Raw genomic sequence first — 21,862 nt, 5'->3', positions numbered from 1 at the left:
GCTTCAGGAGACCGCGATAAAGATTTCACAGCTTTGGGAATATCCAAGCTCGAAAGTGGAAGGCTGTTTAAAAAGAATTATGCATTCCTTGAACGGCTATTAAAGGAGGACAGTCCGACAATCAACAGCGATTTAGGCGTCATCGATGGAACGGATATGAGAATGATCCCCAAGCCTTTTTCCTCGATTCCGACCATGGTGACAGGATTCAGCAATCAATCGATTGAATGGATCGCCCAGAATGGGGACGGCTGGATCCATTACCCGAGGGCTATCCCACAACAAACTCAATTGATTAACGAGTATCGCGAGTTGTCGGAAATTCACGCCCCAGGAGTGTTTAAACCTTTCACTCAGACTTTATTTATTGATTTATCGGAAAATCCCGATGCGTTACCTGTTCCGATTCCTTTAGGATTTCGTGTAGGACGCAAACAGTTATTAGAAATTTTATATCAATTTCAATCCATTGGTGTCAATCACCTGGCTTTTGTTTTGTATTTTTCAAAGCGCCCTCCCGAGGAAGTCATACAGGAGCTTGGAGAGTTTGTGTTGCCTTACTTTCCGACTCATGAAATTCCAGTAGGAGATTAGTTTTTAATAAAATTGGATAAGGGAAGAAGATGAACTTATGTCTAAACATGCAATTAAACTAAACGAAATTCCATTCTCAGTGCTGGATCTTGCACCGATAACAGCCAGAAGTACTCCTGCAGATTCTTTCCGCCACACATTGGAACTCGCACAGCATGCTGAAAAACTTGGTTACAACCGTTTTTGGCTTGCTGAACATCATAATATGCCGTTCATCGCCAGTTCCGCCACTTCGGTGGTGATGTCCCATGTGGCAGCCGGTACATCAAAAATCCGGATTGGTTCAGGAGGAATCATGCTGCCGAATCACGCACCGCTCGTCATCGCTGAGCAGTTTGGCACTCTTGAATCCTTATATCCTGGGCGAATTGACCTTGGTCTGGGGCGGGCACCCGGTACAGATCAGGGGACTGCTCGTGCATTGAGACGCGACTTGGGAAGTACCGGAGATGACTTTCCTGAGCAATTAGCGGAACTCCGCGGTTACTTTGATCCATCCTTGGCACAAGGAAACCTAATAAAAGCGATTCCAGGTGAAGGTTTGAATATTCCAATCTGGCTGCTGGGTTCAAGCGGCTTCAGTGCGCAGCTGGCCGGAGAACTGGGTTTGCCATTCGCATTTGCCGCCCATTTCTCGCCACTTAACACTCTGGGTGCTCTACAGATCTATCGCAAGGCGTTTAAGCCTTCGAATGTTCTCGATAATCCGTATGCGATGGTGGCATTGAATATCATTGCAGCAGAAACGGATAAAGAGGCAAAACTCCTTTTCACAACCCTGCAGCAGCAATTTTTGAATCTGATGAGCGGAAACCTTACACAGCTTCAACCACCGGTAGATGACATATCCGAAGTGGCCAGCAGCTACCAATTAAAGGCTCTCGAGCAGCAATTAGGCACATCGATTGTTGGCAGCCAGCAGACGATAAAGGACAAGCTGCATACATTTTTGGAGGAGAGCCAGGCTGATGAAATCATGGCCATTGCCCAAGTTTACGACCACAAAGCTCGCCTGCATTCATACGATCTTCTGGCAGAAATTACAAAAAGCAGAAGGTGAAAAGGAGGACATCAGCAAGGAAATCTTCTTTGATGATTTTTTAAGACATTGAATATGGATAAAACCGTAGATCAGGTTATAAGGTTGTTTACAGGATTCCTTAATTAAAAAGAAAAAAGTTGTTAGAATAGGAGATAATGATATGAACTGTAAAATTAACCGAAATGCTGCTAAAGTGCTGAAACAAATGTTAGAAAGTGAAGAGGCTGAAGGGAAAATGGTTCGTGTGTACGTTACACTAGAGCATGGGGACCATGCCCATTATGATGTAAAACTTGATACGCCCACGGACCATGATGAAATTGTGAAAACAGACAAAGGCATTGATGTTTTACTTGATAAAAGGGAACCGTTTTTAGATGGGGTTTGGATCAAGTATTTCTATGTGCCGCAAGCAGGATTTGACATCACGAATTCTTCCAAAGGGCATCACCATCATTAAACACGTGACAGAGCGATACTAAATGTTTTTATATCCTCATATATCTAGCAGTAACATATACTAAACACGGTAGATTACTTGTATTTATTGTGATAAATGAGAATAATACCAACGATGCTTTTACAAATTCAAGGGGGCTTATCATGATGAGCAAAAAAATCGCTACACTAATAACAGACTTATTTGAAGATGTAGAATTCACAGAACCAGCACAGGCATTTAAAGATGCCGGTCATCAAGTGATCACAATCGACATACAGGCTGGAAAAGATATTACTGGTAAAAAAGGTGAAACAGTAAAAATAGATAAAGGAATCGGGGAAGTTAATCCTCAAGACTTTAATGCTTTACTAATCCCTGGCGGCTTCTCTCCTGATTTATTACGTGAAGATGACCGTTTTGGTGAATTCGCAAAAGCATTTATACAAGAAGGTAAACCTGTTTTTGCCATTTGCCATGGTCCACAAGTATTAATTGATACAGACCTATTAAAAGGCGTCGACATAACAGGTTTCAAATCAATAAGGAACGATCTCAAAAATGCAGGTGCTAACTACAAAGATGAAGAAGTTGTGGTAAGCAATAATATTGTAACAAGCCGTGTTCCGGATGACATTCCTGCCTTTAATCGTGAATCCTTAAAATTATTAGCTGAATAATAGGTACTGAATAGTATCGTTTTAGAAATAAATTTTACAATGAATGATCAATACAAAAAAGGTTTTAAGAAGGAAGGGTTTTACTATGTCATTAAATGGTAAACGAGTAGTTGTTTTAGGGGGTACTTCTGGTATTGGTTTAGCAACTGCCAAAGCGTTTCTAGATCAATCTGCTCAAGTAATCATTGCCAGCCGTTCTGTTTCCAAATTAAATGAAGCAAAACAAGTTCTTGGTGGGAGTGTAGAAGCAATTGAAATCGATTTTCGAAGCGAAGAAAAAGTAGCAGAATTTTTCAGTAAGGTTGGAAAATTTGACCACCTTGTGGTAACAGCAGGAGAAGGTGCAATGGGGCACTTTAGCGAACTGCCTGTGGCAAGTGCTAAAGAGGCGTTTGATAGTAAGTTCTGGGGGCAATATATTACTGTCCGTTCAGCACTTCCATATTTAAGCAATGAGAGCTCAATCACCTTAACCTCTGGTGTATATGGCGTTCGTCCTCCTCAAGGGGCTACTACGTTAGCGGCAATCAATTCAGCCATTGAAGGATTGGTTCGAGGACTTTCCGTAGACCTATCCCCTATTAGGGTAAACGTGGTTTCACCTGGAATTGTAGACACTCCAATCTATGCTGGAATGTCAGATGATCAGAGGCAAGCACTGTTCAACGGAATTGCACAACAGCTCCCCGTTGGACGGATTGCAAAGCCGGAAGACATAGCTGAAACCTATGTATACCTTGCTAAAAATGGTTTTACTACTGGGACGGCTGTTCTTATTGATGGTGGAGCTCACTTAGTATAATGGCCTAAATGGATGTTGAACAGAAGCTTACCACCCTACCAAGCAGCAGTTCTAACTAAAATAGAAATAAGGTAAGAATAGAGTGATTTACTGGTGGCAATACTGCAAAAGAGTATTGCCGCCTTTTTTGTTCATTAGGTACATAAAAAAATTACAAAAGGAAGTGTTGATTTTTAATGAGTGTACAAGACGAAAATAAAATAACAAAAATAAAAAATTCCCTTGAAAGTCGTGTAGTTACATTGCCTGATGGAACTTCTCTTCCAAGAATAGGACAAGGAACTTGGTACATGGGAGAAAATCCTCAAATGAGAGAAAGGGAAATCAAAGCTTTACAACTCGGAATAGAATTAGGCATGAAACTAATAGATACGGCTGAAATGTATGGTGATGGCGATTCTGAACGCTTAGTAGGTGAAGCAATTAAAGGACGTAGAGATGACGTCTTTTTAGTATCAAAGGTGTATCCTCATCATGCAGGATTAGATATGATTGCCAAAGCGTGTGAAAACAGTCTAAAAAGGCTGGGAACGGATCATCTTGATTTGTACCTTTTACACTGGCGAGGACGTGTGCCATTAGCAGAAACCATTGAAGGAATGGAAAAGCTACGCAAGGAAGAAAAAATAGTAAGGTGGGGAGTCTCCAATTTTGATACCGATGATATGAAAGAGTTATGGAACACCACTGACGGAAAAAATTGTATGACTAATCAAGTGTTATATCATCTTGGTTCAAGGGGTATAGATTATGATCTCTTACCATGGCAGCGAGAACATCACATGCCTATTATGGCATATAGCCCGCTAGCTCAAGGAGGTTCATTAAGAAGACAATTGTTAACGGATCCAACCATTAAAGAGATTGCAGAAAAATACGCTGTACAACCCTTACAAATTGCTCTCGCTTGGACAATCCGTTCTAACAATTGTCTAGCTATTCCAAAAGCTGTTCAAGAAGAACATGTACTAGCAAATGCAAAAGCTACTATAATTGAATTAACAAAAGAGGATTTAAATAGACTTGATGAAGTATTTCCGCAACCGACTAGAAAAATGCCTTTGGACATTATATAAAAATTTTAGAGGATAGACAAAGAGAGAGGCGATTGAATGTGTATGTCAACAGAGGTATTGGATCATGGGCGATTGTTTCCATTATGCCATTCGGCAATATCTTTCGAATTCTGTTGTTTTCATAGTCTCCGGCATAAATGGTTCCTTTTGCCCCAGTGATCATTCCATCAGACGCACCTTTTTCTCCCCAGTACTCCACCTGATAAAGTAAACCCATGTCAGGTATCGTTCTGTCTCTTAGAGCTTCTGTTGAGATCGAATACAAATGCCGACTGGTAAGTGGACAATAAAATAAAATCTTTCCATCTGGAGAAATCGCTATACCATCAGACGCTAATCTAAATGGAGATGTTGAGCCATCTTTGTTTCGGTTCATCAAAATTTCACCTTCTACTTTTCGTAAAAAATAAGGGTCGGGTGAAGTTGAATTTGCTCCATTTAGCCGTCTAAACGCGTTTCTATTTTCTAGATCTACAACGATAATAGCTCCTGGTTCTTGGGAAGATGAATCTGTTATATATGCATAACCCGCTTTTCCAACACGCAAATCAAAACGGACATCATTCAGATAAGTTGTTGGCAGGACAACATCTTCTGTAAAGGTATATACTTTTCTTATTGTATTGGTTTTTAAATCAACAGCGACTAATTTTGCCTCTCCTTTAATAGGTTCAGAAAAATTCGGTGCTGCTGTATCTAATACCCAAAATGTTCCCCTTCCATCCGTAATAACACTTTGGACACTGATAAAAGACATTATGATATTACCTTGATTACCCAAATTGGTTTCTAAACTAGGATAAGGCTGCAAAGTATCCTCAACAATCTTCGCAACTGTGAATTTAACGTCGTCTCCCCATTTCGGAAAGTAAATGAAAATACGATTGGTTTCTGATACACTAACGCCTGTGTTGAGTATGAGTACACTGGAAACTGACTGTATGCTTCAAATTGCTAACAAATTGCTAACGCAATCCAGTGAATAACTATTAAATCACGTTAAAGATGTTACAGACAGGGATTAACAAACTCCTGATATACCGCACTTTTTGCACACAATGTGTAAGATATTACACACTCTCACCTTAGGGGGCATGATGTAATCTGCCCCTGAAACCCTTGAAAGTTAAGGTTTCTATGTAATGTGAAAGCAAAATGCTAACATTTTGTTAACATTGAGGAAATTAACGGAGGCTTCTCATAAGTTCACTGAACTTTTGAGAAGCTTCTTTTTTCATTTCTTGGGTTACATGGAGATAAACATTTTTCGTGATTTGGTCATCGGAATGCCCCAACCTGTCCACGATTTGTTCAAGTGAGACACCAGCCTCAGCAAGAAGCGATGTATGTGTATGGCGTAAAGAATGCGGCGTTAACTCAGGATTTTAGCCAGCAATTTTAAGCAGCCTTGCCATTCTGTTTTGTACGGTCTTGATGACAATGGGACCGGTATCAATATATTAGTATACAGTATGACATTACTGAAAAGAAATCAACAGAAGAAACGCTAAGTAAGACCGAGAAGTTATTTATGATTGGTGAATTGACTGCATTGCTCATGAAATAAGAAATCCATTGACAACCATTCGTGGATTTGTACAACTCCTTACTGAAAATGGAAAAGTGCCCTAATTTTCGAAACGATTTTAGATGAAATAGAAAGAATAAGTTTTATTGTAAATGAATTTATGGTTTTTGCTAAACCTTACTCGGTTTATTTCAGTGTATTCGATGTAAAAAATATTTTAAGCAGTGTGATTTCCTTTCTCGAGCCCGAAGCCTTATTGAAAAATGTACGAATTAAATATGAATTTCCTTCAGAGGATATCGTTTTTACTGGGGAAAAAATCAGTTAAAACAGGTTTTTATAAATTTAATTAAAAATTCCATAAAGGCGATGCCCACTGATGGTAATATCTATGTTCCATTGATTCGACAGCTCATCATATATTAATTAAAAAATCAAGGATGAAGGGTAGGAATAGGGGAGGAACAGGTTAAAAGATTGGGGGAACCTTTTTTCACTACCAAACATAATGGAAATGGATTTGGCCTTATGGTCAGTTATAAAATTATTCAGAACCATAAGGGAACGATAAATGTTAAAAGTAAACTAAATCATTGAACCTCTTTTATCATCACATTTAATAAAAAAACAAAAAAGAAGCCTTTAATCTTTGAGGCTAAGGTATAAATCAAACATTTGAAAAGCCCTCATATTCTTTAAATTTGAGGAGTAAAGATTTTTTAACATATTATGTGGGAAAACTATCCTATACTGACTTTGAGGAGTGAGAGGATGTTCGTGAAAGGGAACATTATTGCAGGTGAATTTGATTCGACTATCAATGAATTTTCCTTACAGAAAGTTAAGAATTTCGAAACAGAGTCGGTCCTTAATGAAGACCAGTTAAATAATATTTATCATTATTTAAAAAAACATCAGCATGAAGAGGATGGACAAATTATTACTTTATACGATCAAATGCTTGTACGCTTAGCACAGAATGAAGTTAACCAGTTAATTGTTGATTTAGAGAAAGTAATGTCCTTGTATCACTGATACATATAAGAGTGTTTTGTACGAACTAAAGAAGCAGACCCCATTGGATCTGCTTCGTTTTATGATGGATTTGTTGACCATAATCCAGCTGTTTTAACGAATACTCTTGGATTAAATTTTAAACTAGCCACAACTAATTCTGCAAGGTCTTCTGGGTGCATCACGTTTTCTTCATTGCCTTTAACAAGATTTGTATCAATGGCTAAATCTGTAACGACCGTACTTGGTGTTAAAGCAGTAACACGGACATTATGTTTTCTTACCTCTAGCATAAGTGATTCTGTTAGCCCTAAAACAGCGAATTTAGAAGCACTGTAAGCACTTGTAACAGGAGCACCTTTTTGGCCAGCAGATGAAGAGATATTGATGATATCTCCTGATTTTCTTTCGATCATTCCTGGTAATACTGCTCTTGTTACATTATACACACCCATTAAATTGACTTGGATGATTTTTTCCCATTCTTCTGGTGTTAGATCAAGGAACCCACCAAATTTAGCAACACCAGCATTGTTGATTAGGATATCAATTGGGCCTAAGTCTGATTTGATCTGTTCAACAGCATGGGTAACGGACTCAAGATCGGTCACATCTGCTGTTGCTGCAGAAACCTTTACATCAAATTGTGCTAGTTCAGCAGCTACCTTTTCTAAATTAGACATATTTAAGCCGATTAGGCCTAAATGAACGCCTTCTTTTGCTAAGGCGATAGCAGTAGCACGTCCAATGCCTCTTCCTGCGCCAGTAACTATTGCAGTTTTTCCATTTAAAGAAATCATTTTATCACTCCTAAAATTATTACAAATTGAAGTAGTTCATTCTAACAGAAAGACCGCAATCTTGCATGGAAACAGCTTACGGTCTTTCCTATTTAGAACTCGAGGAATAATATATTATTCTAAGTTGGCGTGTCTACCGTACATTTTATTGGTATCCAAACCTTTTTTCTCCATGAACCGAAGAATCACAGCGTCGTAAAATAGTAAAAGTGTTTGCTCAAATAATGAGCCCATTGGTTGAATCGTCTTAAAATCACTCTCCGACTGATCTTTAGGTGAGCCAGGCAACTTAATTGTGATATCCGCTAATTGTCCAATAGTGGACTCAGGGAAAATGGTAACAGCTGCAATCGTCCCACCAATGCTTTTTGCCTTCTCAGCCATGGAAACTAAACCTTTCGTTTCTCCTGAACCTGATCCAATGATTAAGATGTCATCTTTTTCAAAGTTAGGGGTTACGGTTTCGCCAATCACATAGGCATCTATCCCCATGTGCATCATTCGCATGGCGAATGATTTGGCCATAAATCCAGATCTACCTGCGCCAGCAACAAAGATTTTTTTTGATTCAAGAATCCCATTAACTAATTTTTCAGCTTCATCATTCGAAATTAAATCTACGGTGCGATTTAACTCTTTTATGATTTCAGCTAGGTATTGAGTTGTATTCATGATCTGAATTACCCTTGATTAATCATTTGTTGCATTTTGGCAGCAGCAGCTTTTTTATCAGCTTGTCCAGTAATCCCGCCACCTACAATGACAAGGTCTGGTTGTACTTTGATGACTTCTGGAAGTGTGTCTAACTTAATACCACCTGCGATTGCGGTTTTAGCATTTTTTACAACACCTTTAATGGTTTGTAAATCTTCAAAAGAGTTCTTTCCAACTGCTTGAAGATCATAGCCAGTATGAACACAAATATAATCAACGCCCATAGCGTCCACTTCTTTTGCACGTCCAGCAAGGTCTTTTACAGCAATCATATCAACAAGGATTTTATTACCTTGTTTTTTCGCTTCTTCAACAGCACCTTTGATTGACATATCTTCAGCAGTTCCAAGAATTGTGATGATATCAGCACCTGCTTCAGAAGCTTTCATTACTTCATAACCAGCTGCATCCATGATTTTTAGGTCTGCTAATACCTTTAAGTTAGGGAATTCTTTTTTAACTGCTTTTACAGCATGAAGACCTTCATTGATTACAACCGGTGTACCGATTTCAACGATATCAATGTGATCCTCCACTTCTTTAACTAACTCAATTGCTTCTGGGATATTTACTAAATCTAATGCTAATTGTAATTCCATCTATATTCACTCCTATAATTTTTTTATTGTTGTACAGTGATAATGTCTCCAAAGTGTAATAATACTTTTACGGTAATATAATCCTTATAGTGCTTTATCAGTACCTGCGAGCCATAAGGAATATCATGTCCTCTCACTGAACAATTGCAAGTATACAACGTATGTTTTAACATTAAAAGTACGCACTTTTATTTTACATAGTGTTAAAAAGTATACTATAAGACAAACCGCTTATATAGTCTTACTATTAACTTTAAAAGAAACAATGCACCAATTCGCATGGCCAATTTTCTGTATAAGTTGCTTGATACTTGCCCAAATTGTCATTGTTGATGTTGTTTATAAAAATCTCTTATTAATAAAGACATTTCTAACTGGGGGATTGAATGAATAAATTTTTTGATTATATTCTTTTAACAGTAGAAGCGGCTATTGTAGCAATGGGATTAGAAATGTTATTAGCGCCAAATGGGCTGGTAGATGATGGGGTAACTGCCTTATCAATTATGGCAAATGCCATGTGGGGCTTACCAATATTTGCACTTTTTATTAGGTTTATATATCCCTATCTTACTCTTTACAGCTAAAGTAGTCGGAAAAACATTTGTGATTAGAACATCGTATGCAAACATCATTACTTCTTTTAGATTAGTTCTTTTTGAATCCATGCCTGTTATTACACAATCGGATGTGTTTCTTGTTATTTACGGTGGAGTAATTTTAGGTGTAGGGGTAGGAATTGTTGTAAAAAGCGGAGGGGCCATCGATGGAATTGAAATGCTGGCTATATGGTTTAACCGGCATCATCGAATACAGATTGACACATTCTTATTAGCTGTTAATGTTGTAATTATTAATATTGCCGCTTGTGTCTTTTCACTAGAAAAAGACATGCTGTCACTTGCCGTGTATTATATTGTTGCAAAAATGCATAATTATGTTTTGGATGGATTTAATCATGGGAAATCTGTCATGATCATTACAGAAAAATCGGACGAAATTGGTGAAAGGATAATCAAAGAATTAAATATGAGTATTATGGTGAAGGTGGATTTTTAAGTAAAAAGAAGAAAATAATCTATTGTATAACCAATCCATTAATTTATTCGAAATTAAAAAGGATTATATTGTCAGTTGATCCTAATGCAATTATGGAGGCTTCTTATGTTTGTGAGACATCCGGTTTAGATAGCTCGATTATTACGCCAAAAGCTGCAACACATAAAGAATACTGTTCTCAACAAATTTATATCACATATATTTTTGTGGCCAGGGAGAGGAAGCTCACCCTGGCTTTTTAATTTATTTAACACAAAAATAGATGAGTTTATTTCCTATAGTATACATTTTGTTATTATGTTATTTTTTTATCACTATTTAAATAAAAAGTGCGTACTTCCATTTAAAAAATGTAGGTATTATACTTACATCTTGTTGAAACATTGGATTCACGAAATACTGTGGTTATTGATCAGTCATCTGTTCTTCCGCATTCAGTTTACTAGATTGTAAGGGTGAATAGTATGTTCGGGTTACATGCAAAGCATCACAAAGTTTGTTCAAGATGCCTAACCTTCACATCGAATAATGGTTATTGTCCAAAATGTGGTCATTCGCATTTTAGGGACATCATTATTACGGTCCAAGCAGGTTCAAATAAAAATATGGCTAAGCCAGGGATTGGCTATCAAGAGTTATAGTAGTTTTTTAAGAAAGGCATAAGTGAAATTTTTAATTTTGGAGGTATGTAAAATGGAGGCAATGACATTTGTCTTATTTGGGGCGACAGGGGACTTAGCAAAAAGAAAAATATTCCCAGCTCTATATAATTTATTTTTGGATCAAAAATTACCTCTGCCCATCTCAATTATTGGGGTGGGCAGAGGAGATTTATCAGATACTGATTTCCAAAACCATGTGGAAGATTCCTTAAAAACATTTTCTAGACGATCACTAAATGACGATTCAAACCTTGAAGTGTTTATCCGTGCCTTTCGGTATAGCCAAGTAGATGCTATCAAGGCTGAAGGATATAAAGGATTACTTGAACTCGTTAAACAACGTGAAGAAGAATTGAATATTCCAGAAAATCGTATGTTCTACCTATCTGTTGCTCCAGAGTTTTTTAATGTGATTGCTTTCAACATTAAAGAGAGTGGTCTAGGTTCTACTAAAGGTTGGAAACGTCTAATTATCGAAAAACCGTTTGGACATGACTTAAAATCAGCTCAAGAATTAAACGATAAACTAAGTAAAGCTTTTGATGAAGAAGAAATTTTTCGCATCGACCACTATCTTGGAAAGCCGATGGTACAAAACCTGGAAGCGTTAGGATTTGCAAATCCAGTGCTTCAAGCATTATGGAACAACCAATACATTGCAAATGTGCAAATTACTGCAAGCGAAACAGTTGGGGTTGAAGAGAGAGCTGGTTATTATGATCAAGCTGGGGCTATTCGCGACATGTTTCAAAATCATATGCTGCAAATGTTGATGATGACAGCAATGCAGCTGCCAAAACAAATTAGTGCAGAAGAGATCCGCAATGAAAAGAGAAAAGTAATAGAATCACTTCGTCCATTAAAGAAAGAGGATGTGGTGCATCATGTGATTCGAGGTCAATATGGTCCTGGTGAAATCCAAGGTAAACCAGTTGTTGGGTATACAGGAGAACCTGAAGTTGCTCCTTCTTCTTTAAATGACACATTTGTGGCTGCCCGTCTATGTGTGGATGATGATTTTTGGAGAGGGGTTCCTTTCTATATCCGTACAGGAAAAAGAATGACAGAGAAATCCACCCGAATTGTGATTGAATTCAAAAATACTTTAAAGGATTTGTATAGGACTCAAGAAGAAGAAACTGCGCCAAATCTTTTAGTGATTGAAATCAATCCAAACGAAAGTGTTACATTACAATTAAATAGTAAAAACCCATTAAACAATGGAAAAATCGAACCAGTCAATGTTGATTTTTCTGCTAAGCAAACGGATGTTCCTGAAGCGTATGAGCTTTTAATTTACGATGCAATGCGTGGCGACTCAACATTCTTTGCACATTGGAAAGAAGTGGAGTTGTCTTGGAAATGGGTACAGCCTATCTTAGAGGCTTTTGAGGAAAATACAATTCCCCTTCAATTATATCCATCCGGGTCAATGGGACCAGATGCTTCCCATCAATTATTGGCAGAGGAAGGATATAAATGGTGGTAGTAATAAAAGGTGAAGAATATTTTTAGATTATTAAGGAGGAAATGAACATGAAAGTTGGATTAATTGGTTTAGGAAAAATGGGATTAAACTTAGGTCAAAATTTAATTGAAAACAAGCACGAAGTAGTAGCTTTCGATGTAAATGGAAGTGCCGTTGAAGAAATGAAGAAATACGGTGCTCAAAGTACATCTGATTTATAAGAACTTGTTGAATCATTAGAAAAACCAAGAGTTGTATGGATTATGGTTCCTCATGCTGTGGTAGATTCAGTAATTGATGAAATGACACCATTATTAGGCACTGGAGATATCGTAATTGAAGCTGGAAATTCTCACTATAAGGAATCCATTCGCCGATATAACCAGCTAAAGGAAGTAGGAATTCACTTTATGGATGCCGGTACTTCTGGTGGAATGGAAGGTGCTCGTAATGGAGCATGTTATATGATTGGTGGAGACCCTGAAGCCTGGAGCATCGTGGAACCTATTTTCAAGGATACAGCTGTCGAAAACGGATTTATCTATGCTGGTAAAGCAGGGAGCGGTCATTTTTTAAAAATGGTTCACAATGGAATTGAATACGGTATGATGGCAGCGATTGGTGAAGGATTCGAGGTATTAGAAAAAAGCAAGTTCGATTTTGACTACGAAAAAGTGGCTAGAGTGTGGAATAACGGCTCAGTTATTCGTTCATGGCTCATGGAGTTGACTGAACGTGCATTTTCAAAAGATGCAAAGCTAGATGAAATTAAAGGGATTATGCACTCTTCTGGTGAAGGGAAATGGACAGTTGAAACAGCTTTAGATTTACAAGCAGCCACTCCTGTTATCGCAATGTCTCTTTTGATGCGTTACCGTTCATTAGACAGCGATACTTTTACAGGTAAAGTGGTAGCTGCATTAAGAAACGAATTTGGTGGACATGTTGTTGAAAAGAACTAACAGAAATACATCTGTCACATTTAATAGAAAAAGAGTCAGTAAAAATAGGAAAGAAAAATAGCTCATTATTTGTGAAATGGTAATGAAAACAATGAATATGATGGTAGAAAAGGATGTGAAGTTCATGAATGTATTGGATGCAAAAATGATAAATACTCAGTATGGTATAGAAACTTATCTAGATCTATTGAAAAATGTTGAAGTGAAAGACATTCAATATGTTACAGAGACAGCTTCTTTTTACGAAATCACTATAGATGTAGAGTATTTTCGGTTAAGAAATGAAAATTATTATAATGTGAAAAGAGATATTTTAAGATGCGTATGAATTTTGATTTAAATGCTATTACTATAATAGAAACAAAAAGAGAAAGTTTATTTGCTGTGAAAAATGAATTTGAAAGATCTGCAACAAAGGAACTGATTGGAGAGTGACTAATAAAAAGCAATGCTTTCAGAAAAGTTCTTAATGATTTGATAGCTGATAAGAAAATGGAAAACGTTAAAACGGAGGAAAATATAATAGGAACAATAAGGTTCCTGGAGAAATTACTTGAAATCACAACAGAAGACATAAGTGCTCGTGTTGAGAGACTCACTAGTTTCCGAAAGAGTATGTTTTTTAGAAAAGTTAAATAGGGAATCTCAAACGGTATGAATTTCCTATTTAACATCTGCTTCTATTTCTATAATGCATCTTCCTATCAAGAAAATATGTTTAACTTTTCCAATCATATAAGATTCCCTAATAAACATGAGTAAGAAAACGATAATATATATATCTTGCCAGGAACATTTAACAAATAAAATTAATGTAAATGGTTATCCTAATCTATAATAGCTAGGAGGGATGATAAAATGGAACAAGTTAATCACCATACAAAAATTAATGCATCAGAAAATGCTGTCATTTGGTCACAGTATGTTAATGACAGTTTGTCACGATGTATTCTTCGCTATATGTTACATGACGTAAAGGATGAAGATATTCGCGATTTACTGGAATTTGCCTTAGAATTATCAGAAACTCATTTAGAAAAAACGAAGCAATTCTTATCCTTAGAAAATCTTCCAATTCCAATAGGCTTTACAGACGAAGATGTCATAGTAGACGCTCCTTGTTTATTTACTGATACATTTAAGATTGTTTATTTACATATTATTACAATTCATGGTTTGACGAGATATGCTTTTGCCACTAGTGTTTGTATACGAGAGGATGTCAGAAAATACTTTATTGAATGTACTTCGCAATCATTGGAACTATATGATAGGGTAACTAGTGTTTCCTTAAATAAGGGAATTATTAACAAACCTCCTACTTTAAACAATCAACAAAAGATTGATTTTGTTAGGAAGCAAAATTATTTAACTGGTTTGTTCGGGAAACGTAGACCTATTAACGCAATTGAAATCAGTGGTGTGCATCTTAATATGCAGAAAACAATGGTGAAAATGGTATTGGAGTTAGGATTCAGTCAAGTTTGTCAATCTAAAGAGGTACGAGATTATATGGAACGTGCTCGTAAGCTTTGTATTAAACACTTTGATATTCTAAGTGCAATGTTAAAAGAGGAGAATCTTCATGTTCCAAAGTTATTTGAAACAGAAGTAACAGATTCAACAGTTCCACCCTTTTCAGATAAACTTATGCTATTTCATATAGTGACACTGCTTTCTGCAGCAATTGCTTATTATAGTGAGGCATTATCAATGGGACAAAGAAGAGACTTAACGGCAAATTACGCACGAATGAATACCGAAATTGCCTTAATTGCTGAAGATGGTCTAAATCTATTAATAGAAAAGGGATGGATGGAACAACCTCCCTCTGCCACTGATCATGAAAGTTTGGCAAAGAATTAGATCAATGATAAGTATGCTTTATGAAAAAGAAAGGACCTAGTTATGATGGGGGTCAAAATGGTTGATAAAAAAATAGTCGGTGAAAAAGCAGCAGAGTTTGTTAAAGATGGCATGGGTTTGGGGCTTGGTACGGGTTCGACAGTTTTTTATACCAGAATCGATTCCGAGAAGGTTTATGCCACGTGAAATAAATGGAAATACAGTGGTTGGAACGCTTCCTCCACCAGTTAAGCCACTCACCGCAACAGAACCATTGTATTGGATTTTACTTAAGATGGATGCAAGTGTCTCTCCCCCTACTGGATCAACCGCCGCAGCCCAAATTTGTTTATCAAGGGGTTTAATTTTACCGTTAAAGACATCTTCACGAGAGATAATCTCTTTTGCACCAAGCTTATGTAAAAAGCTATACTCATAAATTTTACCCGTACTAGCGACAACTTCGTATCCTCTTTTCGATAGCATCGAAACAGCTAAACTTCCTCCCCCACCAGTAGCTCCAGTGACAAGGACTTTGCCCTTTTCTGGCGATAAACCGTTATCTTCTAACCTTTGAATGGAGAGGGCTGCAGTAATACCTGCTGTCCCTAAAATCATTGATTCCATCAACGTTAAATTTTCAGGTAAAGGGACAATCCAATCACCAGGAATGCAGGCATATTCACTATAACCACCATAATGGGATACCCCAATTTCATAGCTTGTTGCTATGATCTCATCTCCTTCGCGGAAGCGTGGATCTTGAGACGATACGACTACACCTGCTAAATCAATACCTGGAATAAAGGGATAGGTTGTGACGATTTTTCCATTAGGAATACTAGCTAAACCGTCTTTATAGTTAATCGCAGAATAATAAACCTTGATTAAAAAATCACCTTGAGGTAACTCATTTAAAGTAATATTCTTGACTTGAACAGAAAAATCTTTTTCATTTTTATCTACAATCAATGCTTTAAATTGTTCCATCATTCTTTAACTCCTTTCTTGAACAGCAGAATAGAATTATATATTCACTGCTAATATATAATGTATGGAAGGATATCACAAGTACAGACTTATATTTTATATAGTGAAAAAAGTATACTGTGGGTTATAATAAATATGGAGGTGATGTGAAATGTCACGAATGCAGGAAAAGATGTTTAATTGTGAAAAAGAATTAACTCTTTCCGTTATCGGTGGTAAATGGAAGATGCTTATACTATGGCATCTAGGAAAAGAGGGGACGAAGCGATTTGGTGAATTGAAAGCTCTTATGCCAGGGATCACGCAGAGAATGCTAGTTAATCAATTGCGAGAACTGGAAGAAGACTTGATTGTAAAACGCGAAGTCTATCCCGTGGTTCCTCCAAAAGTAGAATACTCCCTTACTGAACAAGGAAGAAGCTTGATGCCGATTCTCGATGCTATGTATAACTGGGGAAAAGATTATATGGAAACTGCTGGGTTGAATCCTTTAGTAAAACAAGAGTCGATTAGGTAAATTTTAACTGGTAATCTAAGGTTGACTCCGGCCAAGGGGGTCATCCTCTTTTCATGATAATTTAATAATTATTTTTAGTATTTTGTAATGACTCAAAATAAAGCTGATAATTAACTTTTATTTTCATTTTTCCCCAAGCGGCTAACCATACCTTTTCGCTGATGGGTTTGGAAAAGGGGCTAAGGGTGTGTGTCCCGATTTGAAGAGGATCCACATTCAGCTCGTGCATTATTTTTATGAGATCCGTAGTTTTCATTTCTAATTCAGTTTCAATTCCCTGATGAAGCTGCATCAGTTCATTTCCGTTGAGTATATTTTTATTACCTTGATATTCCGCAATTTTTCCAGTTAGTTTCACGTTTATTGTAACTAGGGAAAGATTTTTATCTAAATCCACATTTACTCTTGAGCGTAGATGTCCAATCACCACATCTAATTCGGGTATTGGAAAAAAATTCAAATAGTGATCATTGTCAAGAAGTTGAAATATTTGATCTTCGGTACTTGTGACTGTTTCTATTAATTTATCATTGCTAAAAAAGCAGTCCCCTCGTAAGTAAAGTTATCTTTCGCTACTTTGAAAACAGGAAGAACGGGATCTGAAAATGGTAACACCAGAATTACTTCAACAGTTTGCTTAGTTAAGTGTACGCTTTCATGGGAGAAGGAAAAAATTTTATGCTTTCTTATCTTTAAAAAAGAGTATTTCCCCTTCTTGGATTACTCTATTGCTATTAGCCCCTCCAGAAAAGAGTGATCGATCATCAATTTCTCTTATTCTTTTCTCCATTAATGATTTTAGCTGTTTTGTTTTATGGTGTACTATTGCAAGGAATTGAAGAAACACACTTTTTATCGGATAGAACATTTGCTTGTCGCTCGTGTCCAAGGCTATGGAAGAGGGTTTCAAATGAAACAATGGACATTATGAATATTACTGAATTTGCTGATCGAAATATTGATGAGCTTTCAGGCGGGCAAAGACAGCGTGTATGGATCGCAATGGCTCTGGCTCAACAAACTGATATATTGTTTCTTGATGAACCAACAACCTATTTAGATATCACTTATCAAGTCGAAATTCTTGACCTGCTAACAGACCTTAACCGAAAACGTGGAACAACAATTGTAATGGTTCTTCATGATATCAATTTGTCCGCACGTTATGCAGACCATATCTTTGCGCTTCATAAAGGAAAGCTAGTCGTAGAAGGCGAGCCATCAAAAGTGATTACAAGCATATTAATTGAAGACATTTTTGGTCTTCATTGTACTGTAATAAAAGACCCTATTTCGGGCTCTCCTTCTGTGATACGAATTGGACGATATCATAATAAATTGAGAATTTACTCCTAAATAAAGACTAGTGAATCTCCGAAGCAGATTTCTCATGGGTTGTGGACAAAGCTCCCCTCGTCGGTACTACTCAGACCATGTTGAATGTGAACAACGTCAACAGACGTTTTGCTTGAACTTGCTAACATTAAAGAAAATTAACGGAGGCTTCTCATAAGTTCACTGAACTTGTGGGAAGCTTCTTTTATTATTTCTTGCGTAATGTGGAGGTACATATTTTTGTTAATTTAATCGTTATATGACCGAGCTGGTCAAGATTTGCCCGAGTGATTTATCCCGTTTAACTGGCGCTAAGACCTCCCACTACAAGTCTTTGAGGCAACAAAAAAGACTAATTGGGAAATGATGGAATACAGACTAAGGCCGTCCCGTCTGTGACAACGTCTGTGTGATCCACCTCGTGTGGACCCCTACTGACAATCAGTGGGGGAAGATAGAAAACCCCCACTGACTGAAGTTTCACTTTATGCTAACACTTAACCTAACTTCTTAGTTCTGTAATAGTCTTTAAATTTTTTTCCTTTTTTCATGTTAATGTCATTAAAATTATTGACATTGAAAATCATTATCAATTAATATAGTATTTAATGATAATGATTTTCATTTTCTTTGACCGCAACTATGGTGAACCTATATTTTTCGAGGAGTGTAGCTTATGTATCCAGGAGAAAAATATTTGTATATTATCCGCTTATTAAGTTTGTTGTTATTAGTATTTATTATTCTATATTTTTTATATTAATTTAATTTCTAGGAGGCTATGAAAATGGAGTTTAGATGAAATATTAGATAGATACTTAGATAGTCACTTTCCATTTGTCGTATGCAAACAGCCCCATTGATGTGAAGCGATTAAAAGTATTACCGTTTTAATAGCGTACTTACGTTTAAAGGATATTATTTAACAGGTTAAAAAAACATATGGCGTTAGTGCATGGAAGGGATATATATGACTGTTACATATTTAAGATTATTAGATGCTATAAATGTATCTTTATTAACAATTAAGGGAGAAAGTTCAAGTGTCCTGAATGAATGTAATAACGAGTATATCTTATTATACGTAGCTTCAGGAAGTGGCCAACTTTCATCAAAACAAGGGTGCGTTTATATCAAAGAGGGGGAAAGTTATTGGATTAAAGAAAAAAGTATGCTGACATCATCCTCAGAAAAGTTTTTATCTGCGTATAGGATAGCTTGGATTATTGATGATAGCAACTATAGTTGGTTATCAGAGTTAAGCTCAGCTCAGTTAGCGTACCAACCACCTACAAAAATGGTTCCGTTATATCATGATATTCTTCTTTTACAAAAAGAAATGTCTGTTTCGCAAAAGTGTCGATTTATGTCTGAACTATGGAATGTACTATCTTTATTGACAGAAGATTCGCAAGAGGGTGACATTGAGTCAGTCATCTCATTTATTTGTGATAACCCTTCAGAATCGGTGTCCTATTCAGTAGAAGAGCTTGCTACTAAAGCTCGAATGGCACCTTCTTCGTTTACAAGAGCATTTTCAAAAAAAGTTGGAATGTCACCAAAAGAATTTTTAAATGAAGAAAGAATAAAGCTTGCAAAAAAATTAATGATACAGCATAAAGGGATAAATATAAAAGATGTAACACAACACATAGGATTACAGGATGAGTTTTATTTTAGTCGATTCTTTAAAAAGAAAGTAGGAATACCACCTTCTATTTTTATGAAAAGGTCTCATAATAGGGTAGCTGTTGTTAGTCAACTATTTTTACAAGATCATCTCTTGTCTTTAGGAATACAACCAGTAGCGGCACCAGCGTATCCGAATTTTTTCCCTTCTACTAATGGCTTACCTTCTTATCTAGCAGGGGAATTAGAGGGATCTATTCTATTGAATGCTGAAAATAGATTCGAATTAGAAGAAGTGCTTAATACAATGCCCGATTATATAATAAAAACTCAACTCCACCAAGGTGAAGAACAATCTGTATTATGGTCACATAACGCACTAGTACACTCGCTTTCTCTAAAGTCATCTTGGGATGAATACTTATGGGAGATTGCTACTTTGCTAAATAAAAAAGATCGTGTGGAAACTATTGTAGAAGAAATAAATCAACTTGAAAGTCAAGTAAGAAATATTCTAACCCCGATTACAAAAAAAAGAGGTTGGGCTCTTCTATGGATACGTTCAAACGAAATTCGGTTGTATGGTTATAATAACCGTGCTTGCCTCGATTTGTTTTATCAAAAGTTAGGCTTTGAACCTCATCCTAATGTTCCCAAAGTAGGGACTCAGGTAGTAACTATAGAAGAACTTGCTACAATAAACCCAGATAGGCTTTTTATTATATGGAGTAAAGAAGAAGATGTTTTAAAAGTAACAAAATCTAAAGAGTGGAAATATCTCAAAGCGGTACAAAATGAAGAAGTTTACTATCCTAACAGCTTGAATTGGGAACCTTCTGGACCACTTGGTCGGAAGTATATGTTGCAAGGTCTGGTTTCTTTTTTCAATCAGTGTAAGTGTTAGATTTGTCCATGTAAAAAGTTAAAAAAAGCCATGGTATATTTAATTGAGAATACTTATCATTAATGTAGTAATTTAAATCAGTTTATATTATCTAGGAGGAAAGTTTTATGACACAGGCTTCATACTTATTCACAAGAAGTAACATTTTTTCATTACTTGCCATTCTTTTTGTTTTTATGTTCATTTTAACTGGTTGCGGAAACGAAGCAGCATCAGTTGAGGATGAAGGTGCTGAAGAACCTGAAACGGAAGAAACAGAGGTAGTGAATGTTAGAGAAATTACTCATGCTATGGGGACAACACCTATTGAAGGAACACCAGAAAGAATTGTTACGCTTTATCAAGGCGCAACAGATGCGGCTGTAGCATTTGGTATAACTCCAGTTGGAGCGGTTGAATCATGGGTACAACAGCCATTTTATGAATACTTTAGAAGTGATCTAGAAGGTGTTGAAATTGTTGGATTAGAAACTCAACCAAATTTAGAGGAAATTGCAAAATTAAATCCAGATTTAATTATTGCTTCAAAATTACGTCATGAAGAAGTGTATGAGCAATTATCAGAGATTGCACCAACGGTTACTCATGAAACAGTATTTATGTTTAAAGAGACTGTTGAATTAATGGGACAAGCAATGAATCAAGAAGAAAAAGCAAATGAAATTCTTATTAATTGGGATAACCGTGTAGCTGACCTTTCTGCAAAATTACAAGAAAAATTAGGTAACGATTGGCCAATAAACGTATCGATTCTTAACTTTAGAGCAGACCATGCTCGAATTTATAACACAGGTTTTGCTGGTTCGATTTTAGAAGAAGTTGGGTTCACACGTCCTGAAAATCAACAAATCGAGGACGCTGTAACAATGTTAACAGATAAAGAAAGTATTACAGAAATGAATGCTGACGTATTCTACATTTTTAACGAAGACGATCCTGCTGTTCAGCAAACATTTGAAGAGTGGACAAGTCATCCACTATGGAATCAACTTGATGCTGTACAGAAAGAACAAGTGCATATGGTAGATGAAGTAACTTGGAATATGGCTGGTGGAATTGTAGCTGCAAACTTAATGTTAGATGATATTTACGATCGATTTGGATTAGAGAAGTAGAGAATATGTAAGCAAGGATAGGAGAGGAGTTACATCTCCTTATCCTTGCTTGTTTACATTTTAAAATTAATTAGAAATAGAGTGAGGA

The 21,862-nt window shown here is 36.5% G+C and carries 19 protein-coding genes and 8 pseudogenes; 20 read left to right on the top strand and 7 right to left on the bottom strand.

The genetic code is table 11. From position 1 onward, the window contains the following. The 6 genes from BK574_RS16480 to BK574_RS16455 form a co-directional block, all read left to right on the top strand. Nucleotides 1-594, top strand: a 594-nt coding sequence (locus tag BK574_RS16480) for an LLM class oxidoreductase (protein ID WP_142248080.1), incomplete at its 5' end; no start/stop codon positions are given. A gap of 37 nt (nt 595-631) precedes the next feature. Beyond that, a complete protein-coding gene (locus tag BK574_RS16475; protein ID WP_078429354.1) occupies nt 632-1,654 on the top strand; it encodes an LLM class flavin-dependent oxidoreductase in 1,023 nt (340 codons plus the stop codon). 142 nt (nt 1,655-1,796) lie between these two features. Continuing rightward, a complete protein-coding gene (locus BK574_RS16470; protein WP_078429353.1) occupies nt 1,797-2,096 on the top strand; it encodes a heme biosynthesis protein HemY in 300 nt (99 codons plus the stop codon). A 146-nt stretch (nt 2,097-2,242) separates the two neighbouring features. Beyond that, a complete protein-coding gene (locus tag BK574_RS16465) occupies nt 2,243-2,755 on the top strand; it encodes a type 1 glutamine amidotransferase domain-containing protein (protein ID WP_078430900.1) in 513 nt (170 codons plus the stop codon). Between the two features lie 85 nt (nt 2,756-2,840). After that, nucleotides 2,841-3,557 carry an SDR family oxidoreductase gene (locus BK574_RS16460; protein ID WP_078429352.1) on the top strand — a complete coding sequence of 239 codons (717 nt, stop codon included), beginning with the start codon at nt 2,841-2,843 and terminating at the stop codon, nt 3,555-3,557. Nucleotides 3,558-3,733: 176 nt separating this feature from the next. Further along, a complete protein-coding gene (locus tag BK574_RS16455; protein ID WP_078429351.1) occupies nt 3,734-4,633 on the top strand; it encodes an aldo/keto reductase in 900 nt (299 codons plus the stop codon). Between the two features lie 31 nt (nt 4,634-4,664). On the opposite strand, the pseudogene BK574_RS16450 reads toward BK574_RS16455, so the two are convergent. Further along, a pseudogene (locus BK574_RS16450) lies at nt 4,665-5,543 on the bottom strand (L-dopachrome tautomerase-related protein); the annotation flags it as partial. A gap of 274 nt (nt 5,544-5,817) precedes the next feature. Next, nucleotides 5,818-6,078, bottom strand: a pseudogene (locus tag BK574_RS16445) (tyrosine-type recombinase/integrase); the annotation flags it as partial. A gap of 130 nt (nt 6,079-6,208) precedes the next feature. Here BK574_RS16445 and BK574_RS29260 point away from each other — a divergent pair. The 3 genes from BK574_RS29260 to BK574_RS16430 all read left to right on the top strand — a co-directional run bounded on the left by BK574_RS29260 (nt 6,209) and on the right by BK574_RS16430 (nt 7,196). After that, nucleotides 6,209-6,265 carry a hypothetical protein gene (locus BK574_RS29260; RefSeq protein ID WP_420796995.1) on the top strand — a complete coding sequence of 19 codons (57 nt, stop codon included), beginning with the start codon at nt 6,209-6,211 and terminating at the stop codon, nt 6,263-6,265. A gap of 349 nt (nt 6,266-6,614) precedes the next feature. After that, a complete protein-coding gene (locus BK574_RS16435) occupies nt 6,615-6,758 on the top strand; it encodes an ATP-binding protein (RefSeq protein WP_078429349.1) in 144 nt (47 codons plus the stop codon). A 174-nt stretch (nt 6,759-6,932) separates the two neighbouring features. Continuing rightward, on the top strand, nt 6,933-7,196 hold the full coding sequence (locus BK574_RS16430) for a hypothetical protein (protein WP_026566627.1): 264 nt from the start codon (nt 6,933-6,935) through the stop codon (nt 7,194-7,196). 59 nt (nt 7,197-7,255) lie between these two features. Here BK574_RS16430 and BK574_RS16425 read toward each other — a convergent pair whose 3' ends face one another. The 3 genes from BK574_RS16425 to hxlA form a co-directional block, all read right to left on the bottom strand. Next, complete coding sequence (locus BK574_RS16425; protein WP_078429348.1) at nt 7,256-7,975, bottom strand: 3-ketoacyl-ACP reductase; 720 nt, start codon at nt 7,973-7,975, stop codon at nt 7,256-7,258. A 114-nt stretch (nt 7,976-8,089) separates the two neighbouring features. Continuing rightward, a complete protein-coding gene (hxlB, locus tag BK574_RS16420) occupies nt 8,090-8,647 on the bottom strand; it encodes a 6-phospho-3-hexuloisomerase (protein ID WP_078429347.1) in 558 nt (185 codons plus the stop codon). 8 nt (nt 8,648-8,655) lie between these two features. Next, nucleotides 8,656-9,288, bottom strand: a complete 633-nt coding sequence (hxlA, locus tag BK574_RS16415) for a 3-hexulose-6-phosphate synthase (RefSeq protein ID WP_078429346.1) — start codon at nt 9,286-9,288, stop codon at nt 8,656-8,658. Between the two features lie 386 nt (nt 9,289-9,674). Here hxlA and BK574_RS16410 point away from each other — a divergent pair. From BK574_RS16410 to BK574_RS29255, 7 genes and pseudogenes are all read left to right on the top strand, one after another. Next, nucleotides 9,675-10,475 (top strand): annotated as a pseudogene (locus tag BK574_RS16410) (YitT family protein); the annotation flags it as partial. Nucleotides 10,476-10,811: 336 nt separating this feature from the next. Further along, nucleotides 10,812-10,988 carry a hypothetical protein gene (locus BK574_RS27605; RefSeq protein ID WP_154670430.1) on the top strand — a complete coding sequence of 59 codons (177 nt, stop codon included), beginning with the start codon at nt 10,812-10,814 and terminating at the stop codon, nt 10,986-10,988. 52 nt (nt 10,989-11,040) lie between these two features. Beyond that, nucleotides 11,041-12,498 (top strand): glucose-6-phosphate dehydrogenase, encoded by a 1,458-nt coding sequence (gene zwf / locus BK574_RS16405; protein WP_078429345.1) that lies wholly within the window; start codon nt 11,041-11,043, stop codon nt 12,496-12,498. Between the two features lie 47 nt (nt 12,499-12,545). After that, nucleotides 12,546-13,439 (top strand): annotated as a pseudogene (gnd, locus tag BK574_RS16400) (phosphogluconate dehydrogenase (NAD(+)-dependent, decarboxylating)). Between the two features lie 82 nt (nt 13,440-13,521). Further along, nucleotides 13,522-13,767, top strand: coding sequence for a hypothetical protein (locus BK574_RS28480; RefSeq protein WP_238458037.1), 246 nt, complete (start codon nt 13,522-13,524; stop codon nt 13,765-13,767). A gap of 530 nt (nt 13,768-14,297) precedes the next feature. Then, nucleotides 14,298-15,305 carry a DUF3231 family protein gene (locus BK574_RS16390; protein ID WP_078429344.1) on the top strand — a complete coding sequence of 336 codons (1,008 nt, stop codon included), beginning with the start codon at nt 14,298-14,300 and terminating at the stop codon, nt 15,303-15,305. Nucleotides 15,306-15,362: 57 nt separating this feature from the next. Beyond that, nucleotides 15,363-15,458: pseudogene (locus BK574_RS29255) on the top strand (ribose 5-phosphate isomerase A); the annotation flags it as partial. On the opposite strand, the pseudogene BK574_RS16385 reads toward BK574_RS29255, so the two are convergent. Then, nucleotides 15,459-16,277, bottom strand: a pseudogene (locus BK574_RS16385) (acrylyl-CoA reductase family protein); the annotation flags it as partial. A 148-nt stretch (nt 16,278-16,425) separates the two neighbouring features. Between BK574_RS16385 and hxlR the strand changes: the two are divergent. Next, on the top strand, nt 16,426-16,791 hold the full coding sequence (hxlR, locus tag BK574_RS16380) for a transcriptional activator HxlR (RefSeq protein ID WP_078429343.1): 366 nt from the start codon (nt 16,426-16,428) through the stop codon (nt 16,789-16,791). 61 nt (nt 16,792-16,852) lie between these two features. Here hxlR and BK574_RS16375 read toward each other — a convergent pair. Then, a pseudogene (locus tag BK574_RS16375) lies at nt 16,853-17,320 on the bottom strand (Ger(x)C family spore germination C-terminal domain-containing protein); the annotation flags it as partial. Nucleotides 17,321-17,703: 383 nt separating this feature from the next. Between BK574_RS16375 and BK574_RS16370 the strand changes: the two are divergent. The 3 genes and pseudogenes from BK574_RS16370 to BK574_RS16360 form a co-directional block, all read left to right on the top strand. Further along, nucleotides 17,704-18,147, top strand: a pseudogene (locus BK574_RS16370) (ABC transporter ATP-binding protein); the annotation flags it as partial. A 949-nt stretch (nt 18,148-19,096) separates the two neighbouring features. Then, the gene (locus BK574_RS16365; protein ID WP_238458036.1) at nt 19,097-20,659 is read left to right on the top strand and encodes an AraC family transcriptional regulator; all 1,563 of its coding nucleotides are present in this window, start codon (nt 19,097-19,099) and stop codon (nt 20,657-20,659) included. Nucleotides 20,660-20,766: 107 nt separating this feature from the next. After that, complete coding sequence (locus BK574_RS16360; RefSeq protein WP_078429341.1) at nt 20,767-21,774, top strand: ABC transporter substrate-binding protein; 1,008 nt, start codon at nt 20,767-20,769, stop codon at nt 21,772-21,774. Nucleotides 21,775-21,862 lie beyond the last annotated feature (88 nt).

The sequence above is a fragment of the Alkalihalobacterium alkalinitrilicum genome, from assembly GCF_002019605.1.
GTDB lineage: Bacteria > Bacillota > Bacilli > Bacillales > Bacillaceae_F > Alkalihalobacterium > Alkalihalobacterium alkalinitrilicum.
Note: the sequence above shows the minus strand (reverse complement) of the source record. Positions and strands in the feature narration are given on the sequence as shown.